We start from the raw sequence: 25387 nt of genomic DNA, 5'->3' as shown, positions 1-25387 counted from the left end.
ACCGCGAACGCCGGCCACCGGCGCTGAATTGTGGTGCTGACGGGAGGACATGGCAGCGAAGCATAGGGATAGCCACCCGGTAGCGCAGCTGTCCGCGCCGTACAGGGCGGGAAACCGTCGATCGCTCAGTGCAGGTCGGTGAGCACCCGGTCCAGCGCCGTCACCGCCGCGTCTAGTTCCTCGACGGTCACCGTCAACGGCGGACGGAATCGGATGCCGCGTTCGCCGGTGCCGATGATGAGTACGTGCTCGCGTTCGCGCAGCTGGGTGAGCACATCGTCGCGGAAGCGGGTGTCGGGCAGCGTGATCGCGCACATGAGCCCGCGACCTCGCGGTTCGGTGACGGTCGGATGCCGCTGCGCCAGCTCGGTGAGCCGGTCGAGCAGGTGCGCGCCGAGCAGCCGGGAGCGTTCCACGAGTCCGTCGCGTTCGATCACCTCGAGGATGCGGCGGGTGCGCACCATATCGGTCAGGTTGCCGCCCCAGGTCGAGTTCAGCCGGGAACTCACCGCGAACACGTTGTCGGGCACCTCGTCCACGCGCCCGCCTGCCATCACACCGCAGACCTGGGTCTTCTTCCCGAAGGCCACCACATCCGGTGTCAATCCGAATTGCTGGTACGCCCAGGTGGTTCCGGTCATGCCGACACCGGTCTGCACCTCGTCGAGTACGAACAGTGCGTCGTTGTCGTGACACAGCTGCTGCATCGCGAGGAAGAACTCAGGACGCAGATGGCGATCGCCGCCCTCGCCCTGGATCGGTTCGGCGATGAAACACGCGATGTCATGCGGGTTCTCGGCGAACGCACGCGCGGCCTGATCGAGCGCGAGCCGTTCCGCCGCGGCGATATCGCGTCCCTCGCCCAGGTACGGCGCGTCGATGCGCGGCCAGGCGAAGGCCGGGAAGCGGGCGGTCTTGTTCGGGTCGGTATTGGTCAGCGACATCGTGTAGCCGGTGCGTCCGTGGAAAGCGCCGGTCAGGTGCATCACCTGGGTGCCGAGACGCGGTGAGCGGCCGTGGCTTTCGTTATGCCTGCTCTTCCAGTCGAAAGCCACCTTGAGCGCGTTCTCCACGGCGAGACCGCCGCCATCGATGAAGAACAGGTGCGGCAGCCGGGGATCGCCGAGCACCCGCACGAAGGTTTCCACGAAGCGGGCCATGGCGACGGTGTAGATGTCGGAGTTGCTCGGTTTGTTGAGGGCGGCGCCGGCCAGCTCCGCGACGAACGCCTCGTCACCGGCGAGCGCCGGATGATTCATGCCGAGCGCGTTGGAGGCGAAGAAGCCGAACATGTCCAGGTAGACGGTGCCGTCACGTTCGTCGACGAGCTGGCGGCCCTGCGATTGTCGTAGGTCAAGAACCAGCTCGAAGCCATCGGCGAGGATGCTCGCCGACAAGATCTCATGGACTCGGGATGCGGTGGTGACCGATACCTCGTCACCATCCGGGCGGGTGCGCTCCAGTTCGATGGTCACATCCGCAGGGTACGAAAGATTTAGCGAAATCTCTACAACAAAACGGAGAAACTCCGGTCAAAGCCTACCTGTCGTAGAATGTCTGCAAGATGATGGTGCTTCGCGTACGGACATTTGCGGTCGCGCGGATCTCCTGCAAGAGCTGCTCCAGATGCCGGGGCGAGGCCACCCGCACCAGCAGCACATAACTCTCGTCGCCCGCCACCGAGTGGCAGGCCTCGATGCCGGGGATCTGCTGCAACAATGCGGGCGCGTCATCGGGTTGAGACGGGTCGAGAGGAGTGATCGCGACGAATGCCGACAGCAGATGCCCCAGCGCCTCGGGATCGACCTTCGCGGTGTAGCCACGGATCACGCCGCGCGCTTCCAGCCTGCGCACCCGCGACTGCACCGCCGACACCGACAGGCTGGCCTTCTCGGCCAGATTCGACAGGGTCGCCCGGCCATCGGCCATCAGTTCGCGAATCAATAGCCGATCGATGTCGTCGAGAACGGGCTTTGCCGGTGTTTCCGCCATCAGCGAAGGCTAACGCAGCCAACGCGGCCCGTGCAGAAAACTTGTAATCGTTCATTCCGCGACCGGACCCGCATCAGGTACCGGTCACCGACGTCGAAGCGGAGGACCAGATGACCCACATCGTCGGCGAGCACGCCACCCGCACGCTGCCGGGCCGCGCCGAAGCACTGCTCGACGCGCTCGGGGCCGAACTTCCCCCGGCCGGCACGCTGGTCGCGCGCACCCCGATCACCGGCGGGCAGCTGGCGACCCTGCGCCCGGACGCCCCCGCCGACGTCGAGGCCGCGATCGACCGGGCCGCCACCGCGTTTCGGAACTGGCGCACGGTTCCCGCGCCGGTGCGTGGTGCGGTGGTGCGCAGGCTCGCCGAACTGCTGCGCGCGCACAAGAACGAGCTGGGCGAGTTGGTCACGCTGGAGGCCGGGAAGATCGGCGCCGAGGCGGTCGGCGAGGTGCAGGAGATGATCGACGTCTGCGAGTTCGCGGTCGGGTTGTCGCGTCAGCTCTACGGGCGCACGATGCCCTCGGAGCGTCCCGGGCACCGGCTGATGGAGACCTGGCATCCGCTGGGCGTGGTCGGAGTGATATCGGCGTTCAACTTCCCGGTCGCGGTATGGGCCTGGAACACCGCGATCGCGCTGGTGTGCGGCGACACCGTGGTGTGGAAGCCCTCGGAGACCACGCCGTTGACCGGGCTGGCCTGCCATACGCTGCTGCGCCGGGCCGCCGCCGACGTCGGCGCCGATCCGCAGATCCATCAGCTGATCCTCGGCGGCGCCGAGGCCGGCGAGCGGCTCGTGGACGGCGAACGGGTGGCGTTGCTGAGCGCGACCGGATCGGTGCGGATGGGCCGCACGGTCGCACCGCGGGTCGCGGCCCGCCTGGGTCGCTGCCTGCTCGAGCTCGGCGGCAACAATGCCGCCATCGTGACGGCGTCGGCGGATCTGGAGCTGGCCGCGCGCGGCATCGTCTTCGCGGCGGCGGGCACCGCCGGCCAGCGCTGCACGACATTGCGGCGATTGATCGTGCACGCCGATGTGGCCGGCCCGCTGCTCGACCGGCTGGAGAGCGCGTATCTGCAACTGCGCGTGGGCAATCCGCTCGAACCCGGTGTGCTGGTCGGCCCGCTGATCGACGCCAGGGCGCATGCGTCGATGATCAAGGCGATCGAGCGCGCACTCGACGACAGCGGGGAATTGATCTGCGGCGGTGAACGCGTGGACGGCTTCGGCGACGACGCCTATTACGTACAACCGGCCATCATCCGGATGCCCGCCCAGACCGCGGTGGTGCGGGAGGAGACCTTCGCCCCGATCCTGTACGTGCTGACCTACCACGATTTCGAGACCGCGATCGAGCTGCACAATGCGGTCCCTCAGGGCCTGTCGTCGTCGGTGTTCACCACCGATCAGCGTGAGGCCGAACGATTCCTGGCCGCCGACGGCTCCGACTGCGGCATCGCCAATGTCAATATCGGCACCTCGGGCGCGGAGATCGGCGGCGCGTTCGGTGGCGAGAAGCAGACCGGCGGCGGACGCGAATCCGGGTCCGATTCGTGGAAGGCCTATATGCGCCGCGCCACCAACACCGTCAACTACTCCGATGATCTGCCGTTGGCGCAGGGGATCGAATTCGGCTGAGTCGGCTCGGACGCACACCTGCGTATCGGTGACCACTCGGTCGATTCGGTCCGGTCAGCGGCCGAACCGCACCGTCCACGCCCCGCGGTGGTGCAGCCGGACCGCGGATCCGGGCGGGACGTCCAGGCGCCAGAACGAAGCGGCGGGGGCGTCGAGCGCGACCAGCAGGGCGGCGCGGATCACCGCGGGGTGGGTGACGGCGACCGTCGATCGGCCACCGGCGGCGACCCTGTCGAGCCAGCCGCGGACGCGGCCGATGAGGTCGTCGACGGATTCACCACCGTGTCCGCGAAATCCCGGATCGGTGAGCCAGGCATGTGCCTCGGCGGGCTCGAGCGCGGCGAGTTCGCGGCCTCGCCAGCTGCCCGCGTCCAGGTCGCGCAGCGCCGGATCGGACGTGCCCGGCAGGCCGAGCGCCTGCCCGGTCTCACGGGCCCGGCGTTCGGGGGCGAACAGCACCACCGCGCCAGCGGGTGGGCGGAACGGTTCGAGGGCGTTGCGCCCGGCGTCGGTGAGCGGCTCGTCGCCGGGGAAGCGCGCGGCACGCATGGCCTCGGTCACACCGTGGCCGATCAGGTCGAGTTTCAGCACGCCGGACACAGCGGCAACGATACGGCGTCGGTGCTGGTCGGGGCCTACGTGTCAGTGCCCGGGTGCACACTGATCTCATGGCCGAGTTCTCCCCCGCGACCCAGGAGTGGTTCGACGGCGCCTTCCCGGCGCCGACCGACGCCCAGCTCGGTGCGTGGCGTGCGATCGCGGCCGGTGAACACACCCTGGTCATCGCGCCGACCGGCTCGGGCAAGACGCTGTCGGCGTTCCTGTGGGCGATCGATCGGCTGGCCTCCGGTGAGAAATCCGAGGAGCCTGGCACCACGGTGCTGTACGTGTCGCCGTTGAAGGCCCTCGCCGTCGACGTGGAACGCAATCTGCGGGCCCCGCTGGTCGGCATCACCCAGACGGCGAAGCGACTCGGACTCGACCCGCCGCACATCAGCGTGGGTGTGCGCTCCGGCGACACCAGCGCAAGCGAACGCCGCTCGATGCAGCGCACGCCACCGGACATCCTCATCACCACCCCGGAATCGCTGTTCCTCATGCTCACCTCGGCTGCCAGGGAGACGCTGCGCACCGTGCGGACGGTGATCGTGGACGAGGTGCACGCCATCGCCGGTTCCAAACGCGGCTCCCATCTGGCCTTGTCACTGGCGCGGCTTGACCTGCTCACCGAGCGCCCGGTGCAGCGCATCGGCCTGTCGGCCACCGTGCGCCCGCCCGAAGAGGTGGGCCGATTCCTGGTGGGCAGCGCGCCGCTGACCATCGTCTCGCCGCCGGCGCCGAAGACCTTCGACCTGTCGGTGCGGGTGCCCATCGCGGATATGACCGAGCCCGGCGAATCGGATCAGCCCGGCTCGATCTGGCCGCATGTGGACGAGGCGATAGTGGACCTGGTGCTCGCCCATCGGTCGTCGATCGTGTTCGCCAACTCCCGCAGGCTGGCCGAACGGCTCACCGCCCGGCTGAACGAGACCTTCGCCGAGCGTGCGGGCGATCCGGTCGAGACCGAGCACGCACCACCCGCGCAACTCGGCGCGTCCACCGAGGTGGTGCACGGTGCGGCGCCGCTGCTGGCTCGGGCGCACCACGGCTCGGTCAGTAAAGAGCAGCGCGCGCTCATCGAAGACGATCTGAAAAGCGGGCGGCTGCGCTGCGTGGTGGCCACCAGCAGCCTCGAGCTCGGCATCGATATGGGTGCGGTGGATCTGGTGGTGCAGGTGGAGGCGCCACCGTCGGTGGCCAGCGGGCTGCAACGGATCGGCCGGGCCGGGCATCAGGTCGGCGAGATCTCGCGCGGGGTGCTGTTTCCCAAGCACCGCACCGACGTCATCCACTGCGCCGTCGCCGCCCAGCGCATGACCACCGGCCAGATCGAGGCCATCCAGATTCCGGCGCATCCACTCGACATCCTCGCCCAGCAGACGGTCGCGGTGTGCGCGCTGGAGCCGGTCGACGTCGACGCCTGGTTCGAGGTGGTGCGCGGCACCGGAAGCTATGCGACGCTGCCGCGTTCGGCCTATGAGTCGGTGCTCGATCTGCTGTCCGGGCGGTATCCGTCCGACGAGTTCGCCGAACTGCGTCCCCGCGTGGTGTGGGATCGCGACGCGGGCACGCTGACCGGCAGGCCCGGCGCCCAGCGATTGGCCGTCACCTCCGGTGGCGCGATCCCCGACCGCGGCATGTTCGCGGTGTACATGGTGGGCGAAAAGGCCTCTCGGGTGGGTGAACTGGACGAGGAGATGGTCTACGAATCGCGCGTGGGCGATGTCTTCGCCCTCGGCGCCACGAGCTGGCGGATCGAAGAGATCACCTTCGACCGGGTGCTGGTGACGCCCGCGTTCGGCCTGCCGGGCCGGCTGCCGTTCTGGCACGGCGACGGGCTCGGGCGCCCGGCCGAATTGGGCGCGGCGCTGGGTGAATTCATTCGGCGCGCGGGTCAGGTAGCCGAGCGCGCGCAGCCGGACGGCAGTAGCCGGCGCCCCCGATCCGAGCTCGCCGATCAGGATGGGGTGCCGTCACCGGATGGCACCGCCGGGGCCGGCTCCCGCGGCGCGACGGGCTCGCGCACCCGTGCGGCGGCACCCACCGCCCCGGCGCACGACGGGCTGGCCGAGTTGGTCGGCGCGGCCGGGCTGGACGAGAACGCCGCCTCGAATCTGCTTGCGTTGCTGGATGATCAGCGCGCAGCGACCGGACGGCTGCCCACCGACCGCATGCTGATCGTTGAACGTTTCCGTGACGAGCTCGGTGACTGGCGGCTGGTGCTGCACTCCCCCTACGGCCTGCCGGTACACGCACCGTGGGCGCTCGCGGTGGGCGCGCGGCTGCGGGAACGCTTCGGGGTCGACGCCGCACCGAACGCCTCCGACGACGGCATCGTGGTGCGGCTGCCGGACACCACCGACGATCCGCCCGGCGCCGAACTGTTCGTCTTCGAACCCGATGAGATCGACGACATCGTCACCGAGCAGGTCGGCGGCTCGGCCCTGTTCGCCTCCCGCTTCCGCGAGTGCTCGGCCCGTGCCCTGCTGCTGCCGCGCCGCGATCCGGGCAAACGTGCCCCGCTGTGGCAGCAACGTCAGCGCTCGGCGCAGCTGCTCGATGTGGCGCGCAAGTTCCCGGATTTTCCGATCCTGCTGGAGACGGTGCGCGAATGCCTGCGCGACGTCTACGATCTGCCAGCGTTGAGCGAACTGCTCGGCCGGGTGGCGCGGCGGCAGGTGCGGCTGATCGAGGTGGAGACAGCGACGCCGTCACCGTTCGCGAACGCGCTGCTGTTCGATTACATCGGTCAATTCATGTACGACGGCGACAGCCCGCTGGCCGAACGCCGAGCGGCGGCGTTGTCGCTGGATTCGAGCCTGCTGGCCGAACTGCTGGGGCGGGTGGAGCTGCGGGAACTGCTCGACGCGTCGGTCATCGAGCAGACCGAGCGCGAGCTGCAACGGCTCACCCCCGAACGCCTGGCCCGCGACGCCGAAGGCCTGGCCGATCTGCTGCGGCTGCTCGGACCGCTCACCGCCGCCGAGGCGGCCGAACGATGCCGCGAGGATCCGGCGCCGTGGTTCGCCGAGCTGGTCCAGGCCCGGCGCGCCCTCGAGGTTTCCTTCGCCGGCCGCACCTGGTGGGCGCCGGTGGAGGATGCGGCCCGATTACGTGATGCGCTGGGCGTTCCGCTGCCGATCGGCACCCCGGCCGCGTTCATCGAACCGGTAGCCGACCCGCTCGGCGATCTGGTGGCGCGCTATGCCCGCACGCACGGCCCGTTCGGGGTGGATGCGGTGGCAGCCAGGTTCGGTCTCGGCACCGCGGTCGCCGCTGGCGCCCTGCATCGGCTGGCAGCCGAGAAACGAGTGGTGGAGGGCGAATTCACGCCGGCTGCGACAGGTTCGGAATGGTGTGACGCCCAGGTGCTGCGCCGCCTGCGCCGACGCAGCCTGGCCGCCGCCCGCCATGAGGTCGAGCCGGTGTCCACCGCGACCTTCGGGCGTTTCCTGCCCGCCTGGCAACATCTCGGCACCGGCGAGCTGCGCGGAATCGACGGTGTGGCCGCGGTGGTGGAACAGCTGGCCGGCGTGCCGATCCCGGCCTCCGCCCTGGAATCGCTGGTACTGCCGGCCCGGGTGCGCGACTACTCCCCCGCCATGCTGGACGAACTCATGGCCACCGGTGAAGTGCGCTGGTCCGGGCACGGCGCCATCAACGCCAAGGACGGCTGGATCGCGCTGCACCTCGCCGACCAAGCACCGGTGACCTTGCCCCCGGCCGACGATATCGAACTCACCGAAACCCACCTGCGCCTGCTCACCGCACTCGGCGCCCAGCTACCGGCGTGGTCACCGGGTTCCCCGACGCCATCGACCACACTTGTCGACCTGGACGCGCCCGACATCAGCCCTGATCCCACTGCGGTACAACAGGGTTCACCACCCGATGACATCTCCGATGGCAGCGGGACGGTGGAGGTCGGCGCCCCTGCGTCGGGGCGCGCCGCGGCTACGGCAGACAATGCCGACGGGCCAGGAGCACCGGCGCCCACCAACGGGGCGATATCGGAGGGCGCGGGGTCGCCCCGCCCAGCCGAGCAATCGGCGCTGATGCGGGTGCCGCCACAGCTACATGGCGGTGGCGCCTACTTCTTCCGGCAGCTCTCCGATGCCACCGGCCTGCTCGACGATGCCGCGGTGGCGGACGCACTGTGGGAGCTGGTCTGGGCCGGACTCGTCTCGGGCGACACCTTCGCTCCGGTGCGGGCCCGCTTGGCCGGTTCCACCCGGACGCCGACCGCGCACCGCTCACCACGCCGCACCCCGCGCGGCCGGGCCTACCTTCCGCGCCAGGCCATGCCCACCCGCTCCGGCCCGCCGACGGTCGCCGGACGCTGGTCACTGCTCCCGGACCGGCTGACCGACAACACGATTCGCGCGCACGCCACCGCCGATCTGCTCCTGGAACGCTACGGCGTGCTCACCAGGGGCTCGGTACAGAGCGAAGGCGTGGCGGGTGGTTTCGCGCTGATGTACCGGGTGCTCACCGAATTCGAGGACCGTGGCCGTTGCCGGCGCGGCTATTTCATCGACTCCCTCGGCGGCGCCCAGTTCTCCACCACCGATGTGGTCGACCGGCTTCGGTCCTTCGACGGCGACCGCGGCCGCGGCAGTGCGAACGGGCCCGACGGTGCGGCGCTGGCATTGGCCGCCTGCGATCCGGCCAACCCGTACGGCGCCGCCCTGCCCTGGCCCAAGGGCGACGGCGAGTCCGGGCACCGGCCAGGCCGCAAGGCGGGCGCGCTCGTGGTCCTGGTCGGCGGTGAGCTGGTGCTGTATCTGGAACGCGGCGGTAAGACGCTGCTCACCTTCACCGAGGATCCCACCGCCCGGCAGCGGGCGACGCGGGCGCTGGCCGCGCTGGTACACGAGCGCAGGGTCGATTCGCTGGTGATCGACCGGGTCGACGGCGAATCGGTGCACGGCAACACCTTCGCCGCTTTCCTCACCGACGCCGGTTTCGCCGCCACTCCGCGCGGCCTGCGCCTACGAGGACGCCCGTGAGCACCCGGGCCGACGGAGCGGGCGATGCCCGAGGGTGACGTCGTCTACCGCACCGCGCAACGACTACGGGCGGCGCTGGCCGGACAGGTGCTGACCCGCAGCGATTTCCGCGTCCCCCGCTATGCCACCGTCGACCTGCGCGGACAGACCGTGGACAGCGTCGGCAGCTACGGCAAGCACCTGTTCGTCCGCACCGACACCGTCAGCATCCACACCCACCTGAAAATGGAGGGCAGCTGGCGGGTGTTCCATTGCGGGCAGCGCTGGACGAAACCGCGGGTCACCGCCCGGCTGGTGCTGGCCACCGACGAGGTGGAGGCGGTCGGCTTCTCGCTCGGCGTGGTCGAGGTGCTGCGCCGCGCCGAGGAGCAGCGCGTCATCGAACACCTCGGACCCGATCTGCTCGGCCCGGAGTGGGATCCGGCCGAAGCGGTCGACCGGCTGATCCGGCAGCCCGACGAACCCATCGGGATCGCGCTGCTCGATCAGCGCAATCTGGCCGGCATCGGCAATATCTATCGCAGCGAGGTGTGCTTCCTGCGGCGCGTGCACCCGGCCACGCCGGTCGCCGCCGTGCCGGATCTGCTCGCCCTGGTCAACGAGGCGCACCGGGTGCTCACCACCGCCGCACAGCAACCACCGTGGCGCCCGCTGGTCTACGGCCGGCACCGGATGCCGTGCCAGCGCTGCGGCACCACCATCGCGGTAGAGCTGCTCGGCGAGAGCGCACCACCCGCGGACCGGATCTCGCGGCGCGAGCGCGGCATCTACTTCTGCCCGCGGTGCCAACCAGCGGTAACGATGTGATTTGCCATTCAATTGCTAATGATTCAACGAGTTCGCACGACAAGGACGGCAGTAGTCGATTTCGCCGACCGATCGAAAGCGAGCACTCATGCGGGCACCGACGACGCGGCAGCGCCTGGCCGCCATCGCCGGCCGCATCGTGACCACTGTGCTCGCCCTCCTGGCCACCGCCCTGTTCAGCTACCTGCTGCTACATGGCGGCGGTCCCGCCGCGCCCCTCGGGCCGCCCGCCCCCGCGCCGCCCACACCACAGATCGAGCGCTTCTCCATCTCTCACTAGACCGGTCGTCATAATTCACGTAACGTCTCCGTCGTGACTACACGCACGGACTCCCGGCAGCGATTCATCGACGCCGCCGTCGATCTCTTCCACACCCAGGGCTATCACGCCACCGGACTCAACCAGCTGGTCACCGCGGGGGGCGCGCCCAAGGGCTCGCTGTACTTCCATTTCCCCGGTGGCAAGGAACAACTCGCCGCCGAGGCCGTCGACCAGGCGGGCAAGCTGCTGCGCGAGCGGCTCGCGGTCGCACTCGAACACGGCGACATCGATAGCGTCGTCGACCAGTTGACCGCCAACCTCGTCGCCTCCGATTTCGCGCGCGCCTGCCCACTGGCCTCGGTCGCGCTCGATGCCGCCGACAGCGAACCGATCCGCGCCGCGTGCGCGGGCGGTTTCGAATCCTGGCGGCTGACCATCGCGGATTACCTGCGCGCCAAGGGCATCGATGCCGAGCGCGCCGAAGAACTGTCCACCGTGGCGCTCGCCATGCTCGAGGGCGCGCTGCTACTCGCCAAGACCAGCCGCGATATCGCCCCGCTGCGCACGGTCGCCGACCACCTTCGCACCCTCATGGACCAGGAGTTGTCCCGATGAAGATCCATCACCTCGACGGCGGAACGATGCGGCCCTTCGGCGGCCGGCTGATCAGCGGCACCGGCGGTCTGCTGCATCGCGGCGAAATGGTCTGCCACTGCGTGCTGATCGAGCACGACACCGGTCTGGTACTGGTGGAGACAGGCATCGGCGAGCAGGCGGTGCGGCGCCCGTCCGAATGGCTCGGCGCCCAATTCCTGCAGATGACCCATCCGGTGCTCGATCTCGAACGGACCGTCGCCCGCCAGATCGAGCGGCTCGGCTACCGGCGCGAGGACGTCCGCGATATCGTGCTGACCCACCTCGACCTCGATCACGCGGGCGGCCTCGCCGATTTCCCGCACGCGCGCGTGCACGTCTACGCCGAGGAGATGCGGGCACTCGAAGGTACCTATGGTCCGCGAGAACGGTTCCGCTATCGCGCGATCCAGTTCGCGCACGGCCCGAAGTGGCAGGTGCACGGCGAACACGGCGAGCCGTGGTTCGGCTTCGAAGCGGTCCGCGAGCTGGCCGGTCTGCCGCCGGAGATCCTGCTGGTACCGCTGGCCGGGCACACCCGCGGGCATGCGGGCGTCGCGGTCGACACCGGCGACGGATGGCTGCTCAGCGCGGGCGACTCGTACTTCCACCCCGGCGTCCTCGAAGCCCATCCACATCAACCGCTCGGCATCGCCGCCTTCGAACGGATCGTCCAGACGGTGCCCGAGGCCAGGGCGAACAATCAGCAGCGCCTGCGGGAGCTGATCGCTGCCGAGGGTCATCAGGTGCGGATCTTCAGCGCCCATCACGCCGGCGAGCTGCGCGCACTGCAGGCCGCCGCAGTCTGATTCGGCCGCAGGCAGGCGCGTCCGGGTGCGGACGCGCCTGCCCTGGGCATCACCGATCCAGCGGTACCGGCTCCAGAATCTCCGGACGCGGCTCCGGCGCGGCCACCCGCAATGCGTCGGCGCATTCGTCGTCGGGCTCGGCCTGGGAACGGATCTCGGCATCGACCCTGGCCAGGTACAGGCCGACCTCACGGTCGACGTCGTCATCGTCCCACCCCAGCATCGGCGCCACCAGTCGGGCGACCTGCTCGGCGCAGTCCGCGCCGCGATGGGAGTACTCGATGGAGATGCGGGTGCGCCGGGCCAGGATGTCGTCCAGGTGCAGCGCGCCCTCCGCGGCGGCCGCGTAGACCACCTCGACCTGGAGGTAGGACGGTGCGTCGGTCAGCGGTTGCAGCAGTTCGGGTTTGCCCTCGGCCATGGCCATCACCTCGTCGATGAGCGAGCCGTAGCGGTCGAGCAGATGCTTGATCCGGTACGGGTGCACACCGTAGGCCTCGGCCAGCTGCACGGTCTGATTGACCAGCGCGAAGTAGCCGTCGGCGCCCAGCAGCGGCACCTTCTCGGTGATCGAGGGCGAGACCCGGGCCGGAATGTCCTGCGCCGCCTCGTCGACGGCGTCGTAGGCCATCACCCGGTAGGTGGTGTACTTGCCACCGGCGATGGCGACCAGACCGGGTGCGATCCGGGCGACGGCGTGCTCGCGCGAGAGCTTGGAGGTGTCGTCGCTCTCCCCGGCCAGCAGCGGCCGCAGCCCGGCGTACACGCCGTCGATATCGTCGTGGGTCAACGGGGTGACCAGCACCCGGTTGACATGCTCGAGCAGGTAGTCGATATCGGCCTTGGTCGCCGCCGGGTGCGCCAGGTCCAGATTCCAGTCGGTGTCGGTGGTGCCGATGATCCAGTGGCTGCCCCACGGGATCACGAACAACACCGAGGTGGCGGTGCGCAGGATGATCGCCGCATCGCTGACGATCCGGTCGCGCGGCACCACGATGTGCACGCCCTTGGACGCCCGCACATGGAAACGTCCACGCTGATGCGAGAGGGCCTGGATCTCGTCGGTCCACACGCCGGTCGCGTTGATCACCACATGCGCGCGGGTTTCCGTGGTGCGCCCGTCCTCGCTGTCGCGCAGCTTCACCCCGACCACCCGGTCCGCCTCCCGAAGGAAGCCGACCACCTGCGTCGAGGTGCGGATCACGGCACCGTAGTGGGCGGCTGTACGGGCCACGGTCATGGTGTGGCGGGCGTCGTCGACGACGGTGTCGTAGTAGCTGATGCCGCCGATCATCGAATCGCGGCGCAACCCCGGCGCCAGCCGAAGCGCGCCGTGCCTGCTCAGATGACGTTGCCCTGGAACCGATTTAGCGCCGCCCATGGTGTCGTAGAGCAACAACCCCGACGCCACATACGGCCGCTCCCACACCCGGTGGGTGAGCGGGTAGAGGAAGCGCAGCGGCTTCACCAGATGCGGCGCCAGCGTCGACATGGACAGCTCGCGTTCGGCCAGCGCCTCCCGGACCAAGCCGAACTCCAGCTGCTCCAGATATCGCAGACCGCCGTGGAACATCTTCGACGAGCGACTCGACGTCCCGGAGGCCAGATCGCGCGCCTCGACCAGCGCCACCCGCAACCCACGGGTCGCGGCATCGAGGGCGATGCCCGCACCCACCACACCGCCGCCGACGACGACCACGTCGAAGTGGTCTTTGCCCAGCCGGGCCCAGGCGTCCAGCCGCTGCTGCGGCCCGAGGAACTGCGAATCGGGCTTCTTGGTCATGCTCGGCTCCTCCAACCGACGCAAGCGCCGGAGGTCGACGTTGTGGTCTGTGATCGGGCGATCGAGCTTCTCTGACACCTTATCGCCGCATCGGCCGCGCTCGCGTGTGACGCCCTCGGGCGCGGGCGGACCCGCTGATCCGGGCCGCGCACCGCCACGGTGCCGGGTTGTCCCGAGGCCACCGTGACCGGCCGCGGGTTCCGGTAACCTGCTCCAATGCGACGCTATGTGGCCGCCATCGACCAGGGGACGACGTCGAGCCGGTGCATCATTTTCGACCGCTCGGGGCGGGTCGCGGGCATCGCCCAGCGCGAGCACGAACAGATCTTCCCGCGCCCGGGCTGGGTGGAACACGATGCCGAAGCGATCTGGCACAACACCGAACACGTCCTCGGCGAAGCGCTGACCGCCACCGGCATCACCGCAGCCGATATCGCGGCGGTCGGCGTCACCAATCAGCGGGAGACCACGGTGGTCTGGGATCGCACCACCGGCAAGCCGATCCACAACGCCATCGTCTGGCAGGACACCCGCACCGAGGCGCTGTGCACCGAGCTGGCCGGCGAGGTCGGGCGCACCCGGTATCAGGATCGCACCGGTCTGCCGCTGTCGACCTATTTCGCCGGCCCGAAACTGCGCTGGATCCTCGACCATGTCGAGGGCGCCCGCGAGCGCGCCGAGGCCGGTGAGCTGTGCTTCGGCACCGTCGACAGCTGGGTGCTGTGGAATCTCACCGGAGAGCACCTGACCGACGTCACCAATGCCTCGCGCACCATGCTGATGGATCTGCGCACCCTGCAATGGGACGGCCAGATCTGCGCCGAATTCGGCGTGCCAGAGGCGATGCTGCCGCGGATCCGCAGTTCCTCCGAGGTGTATGCCGAGATCACCTCGGGTCCGCTCGCCGGAGTACCGGTCGCAGGCATCCTCGGCGATCAGCAGGCGGCCACCTTCGGCCAGGCCTGCCTGTCTCCCGGCGATGCCAAGAACACCTACGGCACCGGCAATTTCATGCTGCTCAATACCGGCACCACACCGGTGTTCAGCAAGCACGGACTGCTCACCACCGTCTGCTACCGGCTCGGTGACCAGGCGCCGGTGTACGCGCTGGAAGGCTCCATCGCCGTCACCGGATCACTCGTGCAATGGTTCCGCGACAATCTCGGCATCATCTCCTCGGCCGCCGAGATCGAACCGCTGGCGCGCAGCGTCGACGACAACGGCGGCGCCTATATCGTGCCCGCGTTCTCCGGTTTGTTCGCCCCGCGCTGGCGGCCGGACGCGCGCGGGGTCATCGCGGGGCTCACGCGTTTCGTGAACAAGGCCCACTTGGCCAGGGCCGTCCTCGAATCCACCGCGTTCCAGACGCGTGAGGTCACCGACGCCATGCGCGCGGACGCCGAATCCGAGCAGCTGCGACTGGAATTGACGACGTTGAAGGTCGACGGCGGGATGGTGAACAACGAGCTGCTCATGCAATTCCAGGCCGATATCCTCGGCGTCCCGGTGGTGCGCCCGGTCGTCAACGAGACCACCGCGCTCGGTGCCGCGTACGCGGCCGGTCTCGCGGTCGGCTACTGGGCAGGCACCGACGACATCCTGGACAACTGGGCGGCGGACAAGACCTGGGAGCCGAGCATGAGCGACACCGACCGGCAGACCCGGCTCGACGCCTGGAACAAGGCGGTCGAACGCACCTACAACTGGGCGGACTGAACCCCGGTCGCGACGCCGCGAGCCACGCACGGCCCGCGCCCTCCTCGACCGCGCCCCAAGGCTTTCACCGACTACCGCGAGTCTCTGGTCATTCGCACTCGTGCTTCTGCGTGCACTAGGCACCTGCGCGATCACCTGAGCGGGTGCGCCAGGCCGAACCCGGCGCTATACGGCGGCAACCGCGCGCTGCGCGATGACCGCGCGCTCGAGCCGGTCCACCGCTTCGGCGAGTGCGTCCGGTGCGCCGGTGGTGAAGCACATGCGCAGCGAATGCGGGTACGGGGTGCTCACCGAGAACGCTTGACCGGGGACGTAGGCGACGCCGGCGTCGAGGGCGTGGGTGAGCAGCGCCCCGGTGTCCGTGCCGTCGGTGAAATCGGCCCAGATGAACATGCCGCCGGCGGCGTCGGAGCAGGTGAGCCGATCACCGAAGCGCGCACGCAGCGCGCCTGCAAGCGCTTTCGCGCGTTCGGCGTAGGCGGCGCGCACGGTGTCGATGTGGGCGGTGAGCCATTCGGTGTCGGCCAGCAGATCGGCCGCGATCTGCTGGGTCAGCGCCGAACCGCACAGGTCGGCGCCCTGTTTGAGCAGCTCGACCGCCCGGCACACCGGATTCGGCGCGACCATCCAGCCCACCCGCAACGTCGGCGCGAGGATCTTGGAGGAACTCGACAGGCGGATCACATTCGATGAGTAGGTCGCGACGGGAGCCGGCGCGGGCTGGTCGAACCACAGTTCGCCGTAGGGATCGTCCTCGATCACCCAGAAGCCGTAGCGCTCGGCCAGGGCCGCCAGCTCCTGCCGCCGCGCCGGACTCATGGTGACCCCGCCCGGGTTGTGGAAGTTGCTCACCGTATGCACCACCGCAGGCCGCTCCCCACCGGCCAGCAGCTCGCCCAGCAGGTCCATCCGCAGGCCTTCGGCATCCAACGGCAGCGCGACGATGCGCGCGCCGGCTGCCCGGAACACCTGAAGCGCGCCGACGTAGGCGGGATCTTCGACGACGACGAGCGCGCCCGGATCGAGCAGCACCTCCGACAGCAGCGACAACGCCTGCTGCGATCCGTGCGTGACGAACACCTCGTCCAGCGCGACGGTGCGCCCCAACCGCGCGCTCTCTCGTTCGGCGAGGACGGTACGCAGCGGCCTCCAGCCGGGCGATTCGGTGTATTGCAGGGCGGCATCCTGGTGCAGCGCGGCGTCGGCGGCTACCGCGATCCGCTCCCCCGGCATCAGCGCCGCATCGGGCAGACCACCGGCAAGGCTGATGATCTCCGCGCGTGCGGTGAGTTTGAGCAGGTCACGGATGGCCGAACTGGTCAGACCGTTCAGGCGGCCGGCCAGCGGCGGTAGGTGCTGCGACATGGAACCTCCAGGGATTACGCGAGGTGCGCCTGTCCCACTGTCGCATACCGGGGACCATGATGTGAAATAATCATCCCATGATTTGAGACACCCTGGTGTCCACGAGAAACGACAACGGCCCCATCCCGAGTGCGGGATGAGGCCGTTCGCTGCTGCGCAGATCAGCGTCGTGAGGGGACCTTGCAGTCCTTCGTGACGCCGGGCTGGCACGGCGGCTTCTTCTTGGTGTCCTTGCAGTCGGTGCTCACACCCGGCTGACACGGACCGGCAAGCGCGATGGACGGTGCCAACGCGGGGCCAACCCCCACCAGACCGATCGTGAGCGCGACACCGGCAACCAATTTCTTCATGGATACTCCCTCCCTAGAGTCAGCTCGAACAGTACCCGACGCCTCACGGACGGGCAACAGCACGCCCCGACGAGATCACTTCGCGCAGCGGCGATTTCCCTACGCCACCCTTCGTGCAGCAGTTCAAGAATGAAGTCTGCGCTCATTTGGCCTGCACACCAGCTGGCTCCACCATCGCGGCCCACTCATGCGAACCACTGCCCATTCCGACGAAGAGTGATCAGCCCCACAGCGGGGAACCGCTTTCCTACCTCTGCCGTCCAATCTCACGTAGCAAGGATCTCCGGTGAAAGGACCGAAAGTAATGAGACACATCGCATTTGCGCTTGTCGCCGGGGCGTTGTCCGCTGGCATCGTCGCCTTTGCCGCTCCGGCGCAGGCCGGCCAGCCAGGCCAGCCGTGCACGATTCCAGGGGCAACAGAAAAGGTTTACGTCGAGGCCGGTAACGGAACTCATGTCAAAGCGGTGATTAGCTGCGTCCGATCGGGATCGAAGTATGTTTGGAAGATAACGAACTACATCCAGCCCGGCTCGGGCGAAGGCTGATCCGAGACCGCGGCGACCGGCGGCAGAGCCTGCCTCCGGTCGCCGTTGCGTCATATGGCCGTAGCAGACCAGTGGGTCACCGGTCCAGGATGGCGAAGATCAGGTGCTTGCCGTTCTGGTCGATGGTCTGCACCGTCTGCGGGTAGAGGTTGGTGGTGCCGTCGGGCTGATGTACCGCCAGGTCGACGTCGAAGACGTTCGGCTGCCGTTCGGTCATTCGCAGGCAGTAGGTGGTGCCCTGTGGGATCTGCTCATCGATGACCTTTTGCAGATCGGCGGCCGGCAGCACGTTCGCGTCCGAGGCGGCGAAGCTGCGAGCTTTCGCGCCGTCGCGAGCCGTATAGAACGCATGCTGATATCCGAGAATGGCGCCGGCCCCGCTCGCGGTATCACCCGGACCGTTGCCCACGGTGACTTTGCCGTCCTTGCTCGCCGGACAGCTCAGCGCGGCCGTGGTCGTCGGCGCCTGCGCCGATTCCGCTCCACTGTCGTCACCGGTCATCATGACGATCACCACGGTGAGCGCGACCAGCACGGCTACGACGGCGGCCGAGCCGGCGATGATCGGCCCGAGCGGACGCTTCTTCTTGGCCGGACGGGCCAGCGCCTCGGTCACCGACTGCGGGGTGAGGCGCTTGGCGATCGGATCGTCGGCCCAGGACAGGCCCGGCTCCAGTGTGGGCTCGGCCGGCGGGGTCGGCGGCTCGCCGGACTTGGTCGGCCGATTCCACCAGCTGCTGTCGTCCTCGGTCGACATCCGGGCGGTGCGATCCTCGCCGGCGTCGGCGGGTTCCGGGCGCGGCGGGCGTGGTGGATTGTCCGGGAACGTGGTGCTGTCGGGTGCCCGGAACTGCGGCGGCGGTGCGGGCACGCTCGCCGGCGGCTCGGGTGCGGGCTCACCGGCCGGTCGCCAGGTCAGGCCGGGCTTTTCCGGTGCGGGTTCGGGCTTCCAGCCGGGCCCGGGGGTGGTGGGTGGTCCGAAATCGCCGAGCGGAGGACCGAAGTTCGATACCGGAGGTCCGAAGTCTCCTACCGGTGGGCCGAAATCCGATCCTCCGGACCCGCTGTCCTTGCCTTCGCCGTCGCCGGACACACCCAATCCTTTCCCCGGAACACACGTATGGGGCGGCCGCGAACGACCGCCCCAACGCCCATTCAGCACATTTCAGTACTGGAGTGAACCACCCCACTGGGTGGTGACGCCAGCGACATTGATCGTCTGCGGGGCCATGTCACCCGGTTGCACGATAGTCGGCAGTTTAACCTGCGCGGCCGCTTCGAGCGCGGCGGCGCCGCCCGGCTGCTGGGCGATCCACTGCTCGACGTTCGCCTTGGCGGCATTGATCTGGGTGGTGTCGAGGACGGTCTCGAACTTGTTGTCGGCCAGGCCCGCACCGCCGGTGAAGGTGTTCACCTTGATGTGGTTCTCGTCCAGGAACTCCCACGCGATGCCCGCGTCACCGCGACCGGTGGGCGTGCTGTATCCGACGGTGCCGACGTAGCCGGCCTCGTTGGTGAAGTGGTGGGTGTTGGCCAGGTAGCCGGGTGCCAGCGAACCACCGTCGATGGTGGCGCCGACCTCGGCGTGCGGGCCCGTCATCTCGACGACCGGCGCGGCGGGAGCGGCCTCGATGCGCGGGGCCTCCCACTGCGGCTGCACCAGCGTCTGGGTCTCGGACTCGGTGCCGGGCTCGATGGTCTGAGCGGTCTCGGGGTCGATGGCCGGCTGGGCCTCGGTGCCCTCTTCCGGGGTGACGGCCTGGCCGGTGCGCGGGTCGACGACGCCAGGACGGTTCGGATCGACCTCGCCCGGCTTCTGATCCGGCACGACGACCGGCTGGACGGGACCGCTCTGGCCGGGCACCGGCAGCGGCGCGACACGCGGCGCGGTGACGCCGGGCTGGCGCGGCGCGGCCAGCTTCGGGTCCTTCTGGTCGTTGTCGGTGTTCGGGGTGGTGACGCCCGGCTGGCTCGGCGTGGCGTTGCCCTGCGGGTTCTCCGGCTTCGCCGGGTCGGTGACGCCGGGCTGGGTCGGCGACTGCGACTGCTCCGGCTGGGTGGTACCCGGCTGGCTCGGCGACTCGTCCTGCGTCGGCGCCGGGGCCTCGGGCTGCTCGTTCGGAACGGCCCCCGCCGGCGATGCGAACAGAGTGGCTACGGCCGCCGCGGTGGCCAGCGGCAACGAAGTACTCGCCATCGCTCGCTGCGCCCGACTCGGCTTACGATGTTTCACTTTTCGCCCAATCCCTTTCCCGGGTGCGGTCGCACCGACCGCACTCAGCTGTCTTTGGTGAGACGCTCGGACTGCCAACAGCCCAGGCTGCCCGCCGTTCGCGTCAGGAAAGGAAACCCCCCGACACCAAACCACACGACCACCCATCGATCGCATCTCTGCCGGAAGTGAACCACAACTGCCCGGCCCAGGCAACGTGACGAAACCTACCCACTGACAGGAACACTCGACACGCTGGACGAACCGCCCGGCTCAGTCCAGATCGTCGTGACGCATGAGCTGGCGCGCGGCTTCGGTCACCGATCCGGTCAGCGAGGGATACACCGAGAAGGTCTGCGCCAGATCGGTGACGGTCAGATTGTTCTGCACCGCAAGAGCAATCGGCAGGATCAGCTCGGACGCGATCGGCGCCACCACCACACCGCCGATGACCACACCGGTGGCCGGACGGCAGAAGATCTTGACGAAGCCACGCCGCAGCCCCGACATCTTCGCGCGCGGATTGGTGTTCAACGGCAGCATCACCGTGCGGGCCGGGACCTCGCCGTTGTCGATGGCGGTCTGGCTGACGCCGACGGTCGCGATCTCGGGCCGGGTGAACACGGCCGAGGCAACGGTCTTGAGCCGGATCGGATTCACGCCCTCGCCGAGCGCGTGGTACATCGCGATGCGGCCCTGCATCGCGGCCACCGAGGCCAGCGGCAGCAGGCCGGTGCAGTCGCCGGCGGCGTAGATGCCCGGTACCGAGGTGCGCGACACCCGGTCGACGCGCAGGTAGCCGCGGTCGAGTTCGATGCCGACGCGCTCCAAGCCGAGATCATCGGTATTGGGCGTCGAACCGACGGTCATCAGCGCATGCGATCCGGAGACGGTGCGCCCGTCGGCCAGCTTGACCACGACGCCGTCGGCGGTGCGCTCCACGGCATCGGCACGCGCGTGCTTGACCAGCTCGACACCGCGCTCGGCCAGCGCGTCCTCCAGCACCAGCGCAGCGTCGGCGTCCTCACCGGGCAGCACCCGGTCGCGGCTGGACACCAGCTTCACCCGCACGCCCATTTCGGTATAGGCGGAAACGAATTCGGCGCCGGTGACACCGGAACCGACCACCACCAGGGTCTCCGGCAGCTCGGTCAGGTCGTAGAGCTGGCGCCAGTTGAGGATGCGCTCGCCGTCGGGTTCGGCGCCGGGCAGCACCCGCGGGCTGGCACCGGTGGCGATCAGCACCACCTCGGCCTCGATTGTCTGCTCGGTGCCGTCGGCGAGCGCGGCGCGCACCCGATGGGCGGCAAGGCCGGAGCCCGAATCGATCAACTGCCCGCGCCCGGCCAGCACCGTCACCCCGACGGTCTGCAACTTCGAGCGGATATCCGAGGACTGGGCCAGCGCCAGCGCCTTCACCCGCGAATGCACCTCCGGCAACGACACCGTGGCCTGGCTCGGATCGAGAGTGATGCCGAGATCGCGGGCGCGGCGCAGATCGGTGCGCACCCCGGTCGAGGCGATGAAGGTCTTCGACGGCACGCAGTCCCACAGCACGCACGCTCCGCCGATGCCGTCGGAATCGATCAGCGTGACCTCGGCGCCGTGCTGGGCCGCCACCAGTGCGGCCTCGTATCCGGCCGGTCCGCCACCGATGATCGCAATGCGGGTCATGGATACCTCCGCTCGAGCAGTTGCACCGGGATCTCCGGTTCGGCATCAACGTTATCCGCCCTGAGCCGTGCCGCCGCGTTGCGGTAGGCCGCGCCGCGAGCACGGCAAATCCGATACCGGTTACCCTTTCCTCGTGCCGATCTACGCCGCTTACGGGTCCAACATGGACTCGTCCCAGATGCTCGAGCGCTGTCCGCACTCCCCGATGTTCGGGACGGGGTGGCTGGAGGGCTGGCGCCTCACCTTCAGTGGCGACGACATCGGCTGGGAAGGCCCGCTCGCCACCGTCGTCGAGGAACCCGGTTCCCGGGTGTTCGTCGTGCTCTACGACGTCTCCCCCGAGGACGAGCAGCGGCTGGACCGCTGGGAGGGCTCCGATTTCGGGATCCACCGCAAGATCCGGCTACGCGTCACCCCGAATCCCGGTAGCGGCACCGAACCCATCCTGGCCTGGCTGTATGTGCTCGACGCCTACGAGGGCGGGCTGCCATCGGCCCGCTACCTGGGTGTGATGGCCGACGCCGCGGAGAAGGCGGGCGCGCCCGAGGAGTACGTGCACGCCCTGCGCACCCGCAACAGCCGCAACGTCGGCCCGGGCAATTTCAGCGCCTGATTCAGCCTGCCTGGAGCACGATGTTGCTCAGTACCCGCACGCCCACAGCGAGCGCGCGCTCATCGATGTCGAAGGTGGGCTGGTGCAGGTCGAGTTGGTCGCCTTCGCCGGACCAGACGCCGAGGCGCGCCATCGCACCGGGGACCTCCTCCAGATACCAGGAGAAGTCCTCGCCGCCGCCGGACTGTGGTGTGTCGGCGAGGGCGTCGGGACCGACGGCGCGGATGGCGTCCTCGAACATCCGGGTGGAGTGTTCGTCGTTGACCACGGGCGGCACGCCGCGCCGGTAATTGAGCTGATACCGCACGCCGGTGGGCGCCAGCAGGCCGTCGACGATCTCGTGCACCATCGGCTCCAGCAGTGACCAGGTGGCGTGGTCGCCGGTGCGGACGGTGCCGGTGAGCATGCCGGTCTGCGGTATCGCATTCGGCGCCTTGCCCGCGCTGACCGCACCCCACACCATGACGGTGCTGGTGCGCGGATCGATGCGACGGCTCAGCAGCCCGGGCAGCCCGGTGATCACCGTGCCGATGGCGTAGACCAGATCGCTGGTCAGATGCGGACGCGAGGTGTGCCCGCCCGGCGAGTCGAGCACCAGCTCGACGGTGTCGGCGGCCGAGGTGATCGCACCCACCCGCACCCCGACCCGGCCCACTTCGAGCCGCGGATCGCAGTGCAGCGCGAAGATCCGCTCCACGCCCTCCATGGCGCCCGCGGCGACCACATCGAGCGCGCCACCCGGCATCACTTCTTCGGCCGGCTGGAACACCAGCCGCACGCCCACCGGCAGATCGGCATCGGCCAGCGCCAGCGCGGTGCCGAGCAGGATGGTGGTGTGCGCGTCGTGCCCGCACGCGTGCGAGACGCCGGGGACGGTGGAGGCGAAGCTCAGGCCGGTGAACTCCTGCATCGGCAGGGCGTCCATATCGGCGCGCAGCGCGATCCGCGGGGTGTCGGGGCCGATATCGCAGATCAGGCCGGTGCCGCCGGGCAGCACACGCGGGGTGAGGCCGGCCTTGGTGAGCCAAGTGGCGACGAATTCGGTGGTACCGAACTCGGTGCGGGACAGTTCCGGGTTGGCGTGGATGTGGCGGCGCCACTGGACGAGGTCCACCGTGTGCTCGGCCAGCCACGCGTCGACCACGTCCTGGCCGGTCCGCGCTGCCTTCGATAGGGCGGCGGCCCCGGTGGCCTTGGTGGTTACGGGTGGCTGCGTGGTCACGCGCGCTGCCTCTTCCGGCCCCGTCGCTCGCGCCGCCGGACTACTCACCGAATTTCCTCCTGTCGCTGAACGAGCCGTTGCAACAACCTGTCCCTGTGTAGTGCATCGCCGGCAACCGCGATCGCGGTACGCGCGAGCGCCGTCGCCGCATCGATCACCGCTCGGTCGGCCGAGGCGTTGACGCTGGCCGCGGCGAAACCGGGCTGATGCGTCACCGCGCCATCGGCATCGATCCCGATGACCGGGTGTATCCCCGGGATGACGTTGGTGACGTTGCCCATGTCCGTGCTCCCGAGCGGGCGCTGCGCTTCGAGCTCGGGCGCGATCGGCGTCCGTCCCAGGCCGGCGATCTGCTCTCGATAGGCAGACAGTAGTGCCGGATCGGGGGTGAGCTCGGTATAGGTGGGCGCGAGCGTCCGTATGTCGTGGGTGCAGCCGGTCGCGAGGGCGCCCGCCTCGAAGCAATCGGATGCGCGTCGCATCAGTTCGCCGAGGGATGCGGAGTCGGCTGCGCGTAGGTAGTACAGCAGTTCCGCACGTCCGGGCACGATGTTGGGGGCTACGCCGCCGTCGCCGACTATACCGTGCAGCTGCTGGCCCGGCCGCAGGTGCTGACGCAGCAGGCCGATGGCGACCTGCGCCACAGTGACCGCGTCCCCGGCGTTGCGGCCCTGCTCGGGGGCGGCGCTGGCGTGTGCTTCGCGGCCGTGGAAGACCACCGACAGATCGGCGAGTGCGAGCGAGCGCGCACCGACGATGTCGTACGGGCCGGGATGGGCCATCATCGCCATCGCGATGTCGTCGAAAACACCGCGCTCGAGCATCAGGATCTTGCCGCCGCCGCTCTCCTCGGCGGGTGTACCGAGCACCACCACCGTGAGGCCGAGCGCGTCGGCCACCTCGGCCAGCCCGAGCGCCGCGCCGGTCGTGCTCGCGGCGATGATGTTGTGCCCGCAGGCGTGCCCGATCTCGGGCAGCGCGTCGTACTCGGCACACAGCCCGACGGTCAGTTCGCCGCTGCCGTAGCTCGCGCGGAAGGCGGTGGGCAGCTCGGCCACGCCGGTCTCGATCTCGAACCCGCGCGCGGCCAGCGGCTCGATCACCTTGGCGACGCTGCGGGTCTCCTCGAAGGCCAGTTCCGGCTCGGCGTGGATCGCGTGCGACAGGCCGATCAGCTCGTCACGGGCGGCGGCGATGGCCGCGTCGGCCCGGAGCGTGAGGGCCGGGTCCGGACGCGATCTCCCGTCGCCGTGACGCGCGGCAGCCTCGCCGCGCCGAACGGTATCGGCGCTGCGCTGGTCGGACCGGCCGCTGCGCGGGGGTGACATGGCATTCAGTGTCGCACTGCGCACCGACCGGTCCGCAGGCCACCATGGCGGCGGCGTGGCGGGCGGAGGCGGGAGCCGGTTATCCGGCCGCGAACGCCAGGTTCTCCGGCGTGGTCGGCACGGCGAGCCCGGCCAGCGCGTTCGCGTGCAGCGCGCGCTTGATCACCGGCAGGTTCGGCTTGCGGTTGCCGGCCAGGGCAGCAGCCTGCGCGACCGCGGCGGAAACGAGCGCGTCGGCCTCGGCCTTGCCGTCGACGATGCCCGCGGCGATCGCCTCGTCGGCCGGGAAGCGATGCCCGGTCGTCATGGCCTTGACCGCGACCTGATTGGTGAGCCGCTCGGTGAGCAGGGCGTTCATGCCGATGGTGAACGGCATGCCGAGGTGCACCTCGGGCAGGCTGTAGAAGCCGCGGTCGGCACGCATCAACCGGAAATCGTGCGAGGTGGCCAGCATGGCGCCTGCGCCGAACGCGTGACCGTTGATGGCGGCGACGGTGGCCATCGGGAAGGTCAGCAGCCGGGTGTAGATCGAATGCACGCGGTCGAGGTAGCCGTGCATCTGGTCCAGGTTGGCGAAGAGCCAGTCGGTGTCGAGGCCGTTGCTGAAGAACTTGCCGGAGGCGGTGGTGACCAGCGCGGCGGGGCCCTCGGAGGCCTCGACCGTGTCGAGGTGGGCATGGATCTCGGCGATCCAGTCCGGGTGGAAGCGGTTCTCACTGTCGGTCTGACCCTCGTTGCCGAGGTAGAGCACGAACACATCCCCATCACGTTCCAGATACGGCATGCGTGCAGCGTATCGGTACCGGCGAGCAAATCCTACTCACG

The 25387-nt window shown here is 69.3% G+C and carries 21 protein-coding genes; 9 read left to right on the top strand and 12 right to left on the bottom strand.

Annotated elements, in window-relative coordinates:
* Positions 1-125: 125 nt before the first annotated feature.
* On the bottom strand, positions 126-1475 hold the full coding sequence (gene lat / locus AC4HOU_RS27405) for an L-lysine 6-transaminase (protein ID WP_490725557.1): 1350 nt from the start codon (positions 1473-1475) through the stop codon (positions 126-128).
* A 64-nt stretch (positions 1476-1539) separates the two neighbouring features.
* Positions 1540-1992 (bottom strand): Lrp/AsnC family transcriptional regulator, encoded by a 453-nt coding sequence (locus tag AC4HOU_RS27400; protein WP_036533594.1) that lies wholly within the window; start codon positions 1990-1992, stop codon positions 1540-1542.
* 110 nt (positions 1993-2102) lie between these two features.
* On the opposite strand from AC4HOU_RS27400, the gene amaB reads away from it, so the two are divergent.
* A complete protein-coding gene (gene amaB, locus AC4HOU_RS27395) occupies positions 2103-3632 on the top strand; it encodes an L-piperidine-6-carboxylate dehydrogenase (RefSeq protein ID WP_490725556.1) in 1530 nt (509 codons plus the stop codon).
* A gap of 54 nt (positions 3633-3686) precedes the next feature.
* Here amaB and AC4HOU_RS27390 read toward each other — a convergent pair whose 3' ends face one another.
* Positions 3687-4232, bottom strand: coding sequence for a histidine phosphatase family protein (locus tag AC4HOU_RS27390; protein WP_280213428.1), 546 nt, complete (start codon positions 4230-4232; stop codon positions 3687-3689).
* Positions 4233-4300: 68 nt separating this feature from the next.
* Here AC4HOU_RS27390 and AC4HOU_RS27385 point away from each other — a divergent pair, with 68 nt between their 5' ends.
* From AC4HOU_RS27385 to AC4HOU_RS27365, 5 genes are all read left to right on the top strand, one after another.
* Positions 4301-9241: an ATP-dependent helicase gene (locus AC4HOU_RS27385; RefSeq protein ID WP_490725555.1), complete on the top strand. Its 4941-nt coding sequence runs from the start codon at positions 4301-4303 to the stop codon at positions 9239-9241.
* Positions 9242-9265: 24 nt separating this feature from the next.
* A complete protein-coding gene (locus AC4HOU_RS27380; protein WP_195020689.1) occupies positions 9266-10048 on the top strand; it encodes an Fpg/Nei family DNA glycosylase in 783 nt (260 codons plus the stop codon).
* Positions 10049-10136: 88 nt separating this feature from the next.
* Complete coding sequence (locus AC4HOU_RS27375) at positions 10137-10328, top strand: hypothetical protein (protein ID WP_163813853.1); 192 nt, start codon at positions 10137-10139, stop codon at positions 10326-10328.
* Between the two features lie 33 nt (positions 10329-10361).
* Entirely contained in the window at positions 10362-10925 is a 564-nt protein-coding gene (locus tag AC4HOU_RS27370; RefSeq protein WP_490725554.1) for a TetR/AcrR family transcriptional regulator, read from the top strand.
* Complete coding sequence (locus AC4HOU_RS27365; RefSeq protein WP_490725553.1) at positions 10922-11752, top strand: MBL fold metallo-hydrolase; 831 nt, start codon at positions 10922-10924, stop codon at positions 11750-11752. Before AC4HOU_RS27370 ends, AC4HOU_RS27365 begins: the two co-directional genes overlap by 4 nt.
* 49 nt (positions 11753-11801) lie before the next feature.
* On the opposite strand, the gene glpD is transcribed toward AC4HOU_RS27365, so the two are convergent.
* Complete coding sequence (glpD, locus tag AC4HOU_RS27360; protein ID WP_490725552.1) at positions 11802-13535, bottom strand: glycerol-3-phosphate dehydrogenase; 1734 nt, start codon at positions 13533-13535, stop codon at positions 11802-11804.
* Positions 13536-13751: 216 nt separating this feature from the next.
* Here glpD and glpK point away from each other — a divergent pair, with 216 nt between their 5' ends.
* Entirely contained in the window at positions 13752-15251 is a 1500-nt protein-coding gene (glpK, locus tag AC4HOU_RS27355; protein WP_490725551.1) for a glycerol kinase GlpK, read from the top strand.
* A 165-nt stretch (positions 15252-15416) separates the two neighbouring features.
* Here the strand turns inward: glpK and AC4HOU_RS27350 are convergent, their stop codons facing one another.
* On the bottom strand, positions 15417-16616 hold the full coding sequence (locus AC4HOU_RS27350; RefSeq protein WP_490725550.1) for an aminotransferase-like domain-containing protein: 1200 nt from the start codon (positions 16614-16616) through the stop codon (positions 15417-15419).
* 161 nt (positions 16617-16777) lie between these two features.
* Positions 16778-16966, bottom strand: a complete 189-nt coding sequence (locus tag AC4HOU_RS27345; RefSeq protein ID WP_163813847.1) for a hypothetical protein — start codon at positions 16964-16966, stop codon at positions 16778-16780.
* 286 nt (positions 16967-17252) lie between these two features.
* On the opposite strand from AC4HOU_RS27345, the gene AC4HOU_RS27340 reads away from it, so the two are divergent.
* Positions 17253-17513: a hypothetical protein gene (locus tag AC4HOU_RS27340; RefSeq protein ID WP_490725549.1), complete on the top strand. Its 261-nt coding sequence runs from the start codon at positions 17253-17255 to the stop codon at positions 17511-17513.
* 76 nt (positions 17514-17589) lie between these two features.
* Here AC4HOU_RS27340 and AC4HOU_RS27335 read toward each other — a convergent pair whose 3' ends face one another.
* The 3 genes from AC4HOU_RS27335 to AC4HOU_RS27325 form a co-directional block, all read right to left on the bottom strand.
* Positions 17590-18606 (bottom strand): DUF8176 domain-containing protein, encoded by a 1017-nt coding sequence (locus AC4HOU_RS27335; RefSeq protein ID WP_490725548.1) that lies wholly within the window; start codon positions 18604-18606, stop codon positions 17590-17592.
* A 72-nt stretch (positions 18607-18678) separates the two neighbouring features.
* Entirely contained in the window at positions 18679-19710 is a 1032-nt protein-coding gene (locus AC4HOU_RS27330; RefSeq protein WP_228806589.1) for a hypothetical protein, read from the bottom strand.
* 288 nt (positions 19711-19998) lie between these two features.
* Positions 19999-21399, bottom strand: a complete 1401-nt coding sequence (locus AC4HOU_RS27325; RefSeq protein ID WP_163813845.1) for an NAD(P)H-quinone dehydrogenase — start codon at positions 21397-21399, stop codon at positions 19999-20001.
* 133 nt (positions 21400-21532) lie between these two features.
* On the opposite strand from AC4HOU_RS27325, the gene AC4HOU_RS27320 reads away from it, so the two are divergent.
* Entirely contained in the window at positions 21533-22012 is a 480-nt protein-coding gene (locus AC4HOU_RS27320; protein WP_014349306.1) for a gamma-glutamylcyclotransferase family protein, read from the top strand.
* 1 nt (position 22013) lies between these two features.
* Here the strand turns inward: AC4HOU_RS27320 and AC4HOU_RS27315 are convergent, their stop codons facing one another.
* From AC4HOU_RS27315 to AC4HOU_RS27305, 3 genes are all read right to left on the bottom strand, one after another.
* Positions 22014-23156: a M20 family metallopeptidase gene (locus tag AC4HOU_RS27315; protein ID WP_194991086.1), complete on the bottom strand. Its 1143-nt coding sequence runs from the start codon at positions 23154-23156 to the stop codon at positions 22014-22016.
* Between the two features lie 122 nt (positions 23157-23278).
* Positions 23279-24562 carry a M20 family metallopeptidase gene (locus AC4HOU_RS27310; protein ID WP_228806590.1) on the bottom strand — a complete coding sequence of 428 codons (1284 nt, stop codon included), beginning with the start codon at positions 24560-24562 and terminating at the stop codon, positions 23279-23281.
* Positions 24563-24641: 79 nt separating this feature from the next.
* Positions 24642-25346, bottom strand: coding sequence for an enoyl-CoA hydratase-related protein (locus tag AC4HOU_RS27305; protein WP_195020684.1), 705 nt, complete (start codon positions 25344-25346; stop codon positions 24642-24644).
* Between the last annotated feature and the right edge of the window lie 41 nt (positions 25347-25387).

It is taken from the genome of Nocardia sp. JCM 38205, assembly GCF_058222935.1.
This window is presented reverse-complemented; position numbering and strand designations above follow the sequence as displayed.

Excerpts from the sequence above, each read along its gene's own strand:
- AC4HOU_RS27400 (WP_036533594.1), bottom strand. The coding sequence starts at position 1,992 with ATGGCGGAAACACCGGCAAAGCCCGTTCTCGACGACATCGATCGGCTA.
- amaB (WP_490725556.1), top strand. The coding sequence starts at position 2,103 with ATGACCCACATCGTCGGCGAGCACGCCACCCGCACGCTGCCGGGCCGC.
- AC4HOU_RS27385 (WP_490725555.1), top strand. The coding sequence starts at position 4,301 with ATGGCCGAGTTCTCCCCCGCGACCCAGGAGTGGTTCGACGGCGCCTTC.
- AC4HOU_RS27380 (WP_195020689.1), top strand. The coding sequence starts at position 9,266 with ATGCCCGAGGGTGACGTCGTCTACCGCACCGCGCAACGACTACGGGCG.
- AC4HOU_RS27375 (WP_163813853.1), top strand. The coding sequence starts at position 10,137 with ATGCGGGCACCGACGACGCGGCAGCGCCTGGCCGCCATCGCCGGCCGC.
- AC4HOU_RS27365 (WP_490725553.1), top strand. The coding sequence starts at position 10,922 with ATGAAGATCCATCACCTCGACGGCGGAACGATGCGGCCCTTCGGCGGC.
- glpD (WP_490725552.1), bottom strand. The coding sequence starts at position 13,535 with ATGACCAAGAAGCCCGATTCGCAGTTCCTCGGGCCGCAGCAGCGGCTG.
- glpK (WP_490725551.1), top strand. The coding sequence starts at position 13,752 with ATGCGACGCTATGTGGCCGCCATCGACCAGGGGACGACGTCGAGCCGG.
- AC4HOU_RS27350 (WP_490725550.1), bottom strand. The coding sequence starts at position 16,616 with ATGTCGCAGCACCTACCGCCGCTGGCCGGCCGCCTGAACGGTCTGACC.
- AC4HOU_RS27345 (WP_163813847.1), bottom strand. The coding sequence starts at position 16,966 with ATGAAGAAATTGGTTGCCGGTGTCGCGCTCACGATCGGTCTGGTGGGG.
- AC4HOU_RS27330 (WP_228806589.1), bottom strand. The coding sequence starts at position 19,710 with ATGGCGAGTACTTCGTTGCCGCTGGCCACCGCGGCGGCCGTAGCCACT.
- AC4HOU_RS27325 (WP_163813845.1), bottom strand. The coding sequence starts at position 21,399 with ATGACCCGCATTGCGATCATCGGTGGCGGACCGGCCGGATACGAGGCC.
- AC4HOU_RS27310 (WP_228806590.1), bottom strand. The coding sequence starts at position 24,562 with ATGTCACCCCCGCGCAGCGGCCGGTCCGACCAGCGCAGCGCCGATACC.
- AC4HOU_RS27305 (WP_195020684.1), bottom strand. The coding sequence starts at position 25,346 with ATGCCGTATCTGGAACGTGATGGGGATGTGTTCGTGCTCTACCTCGGC.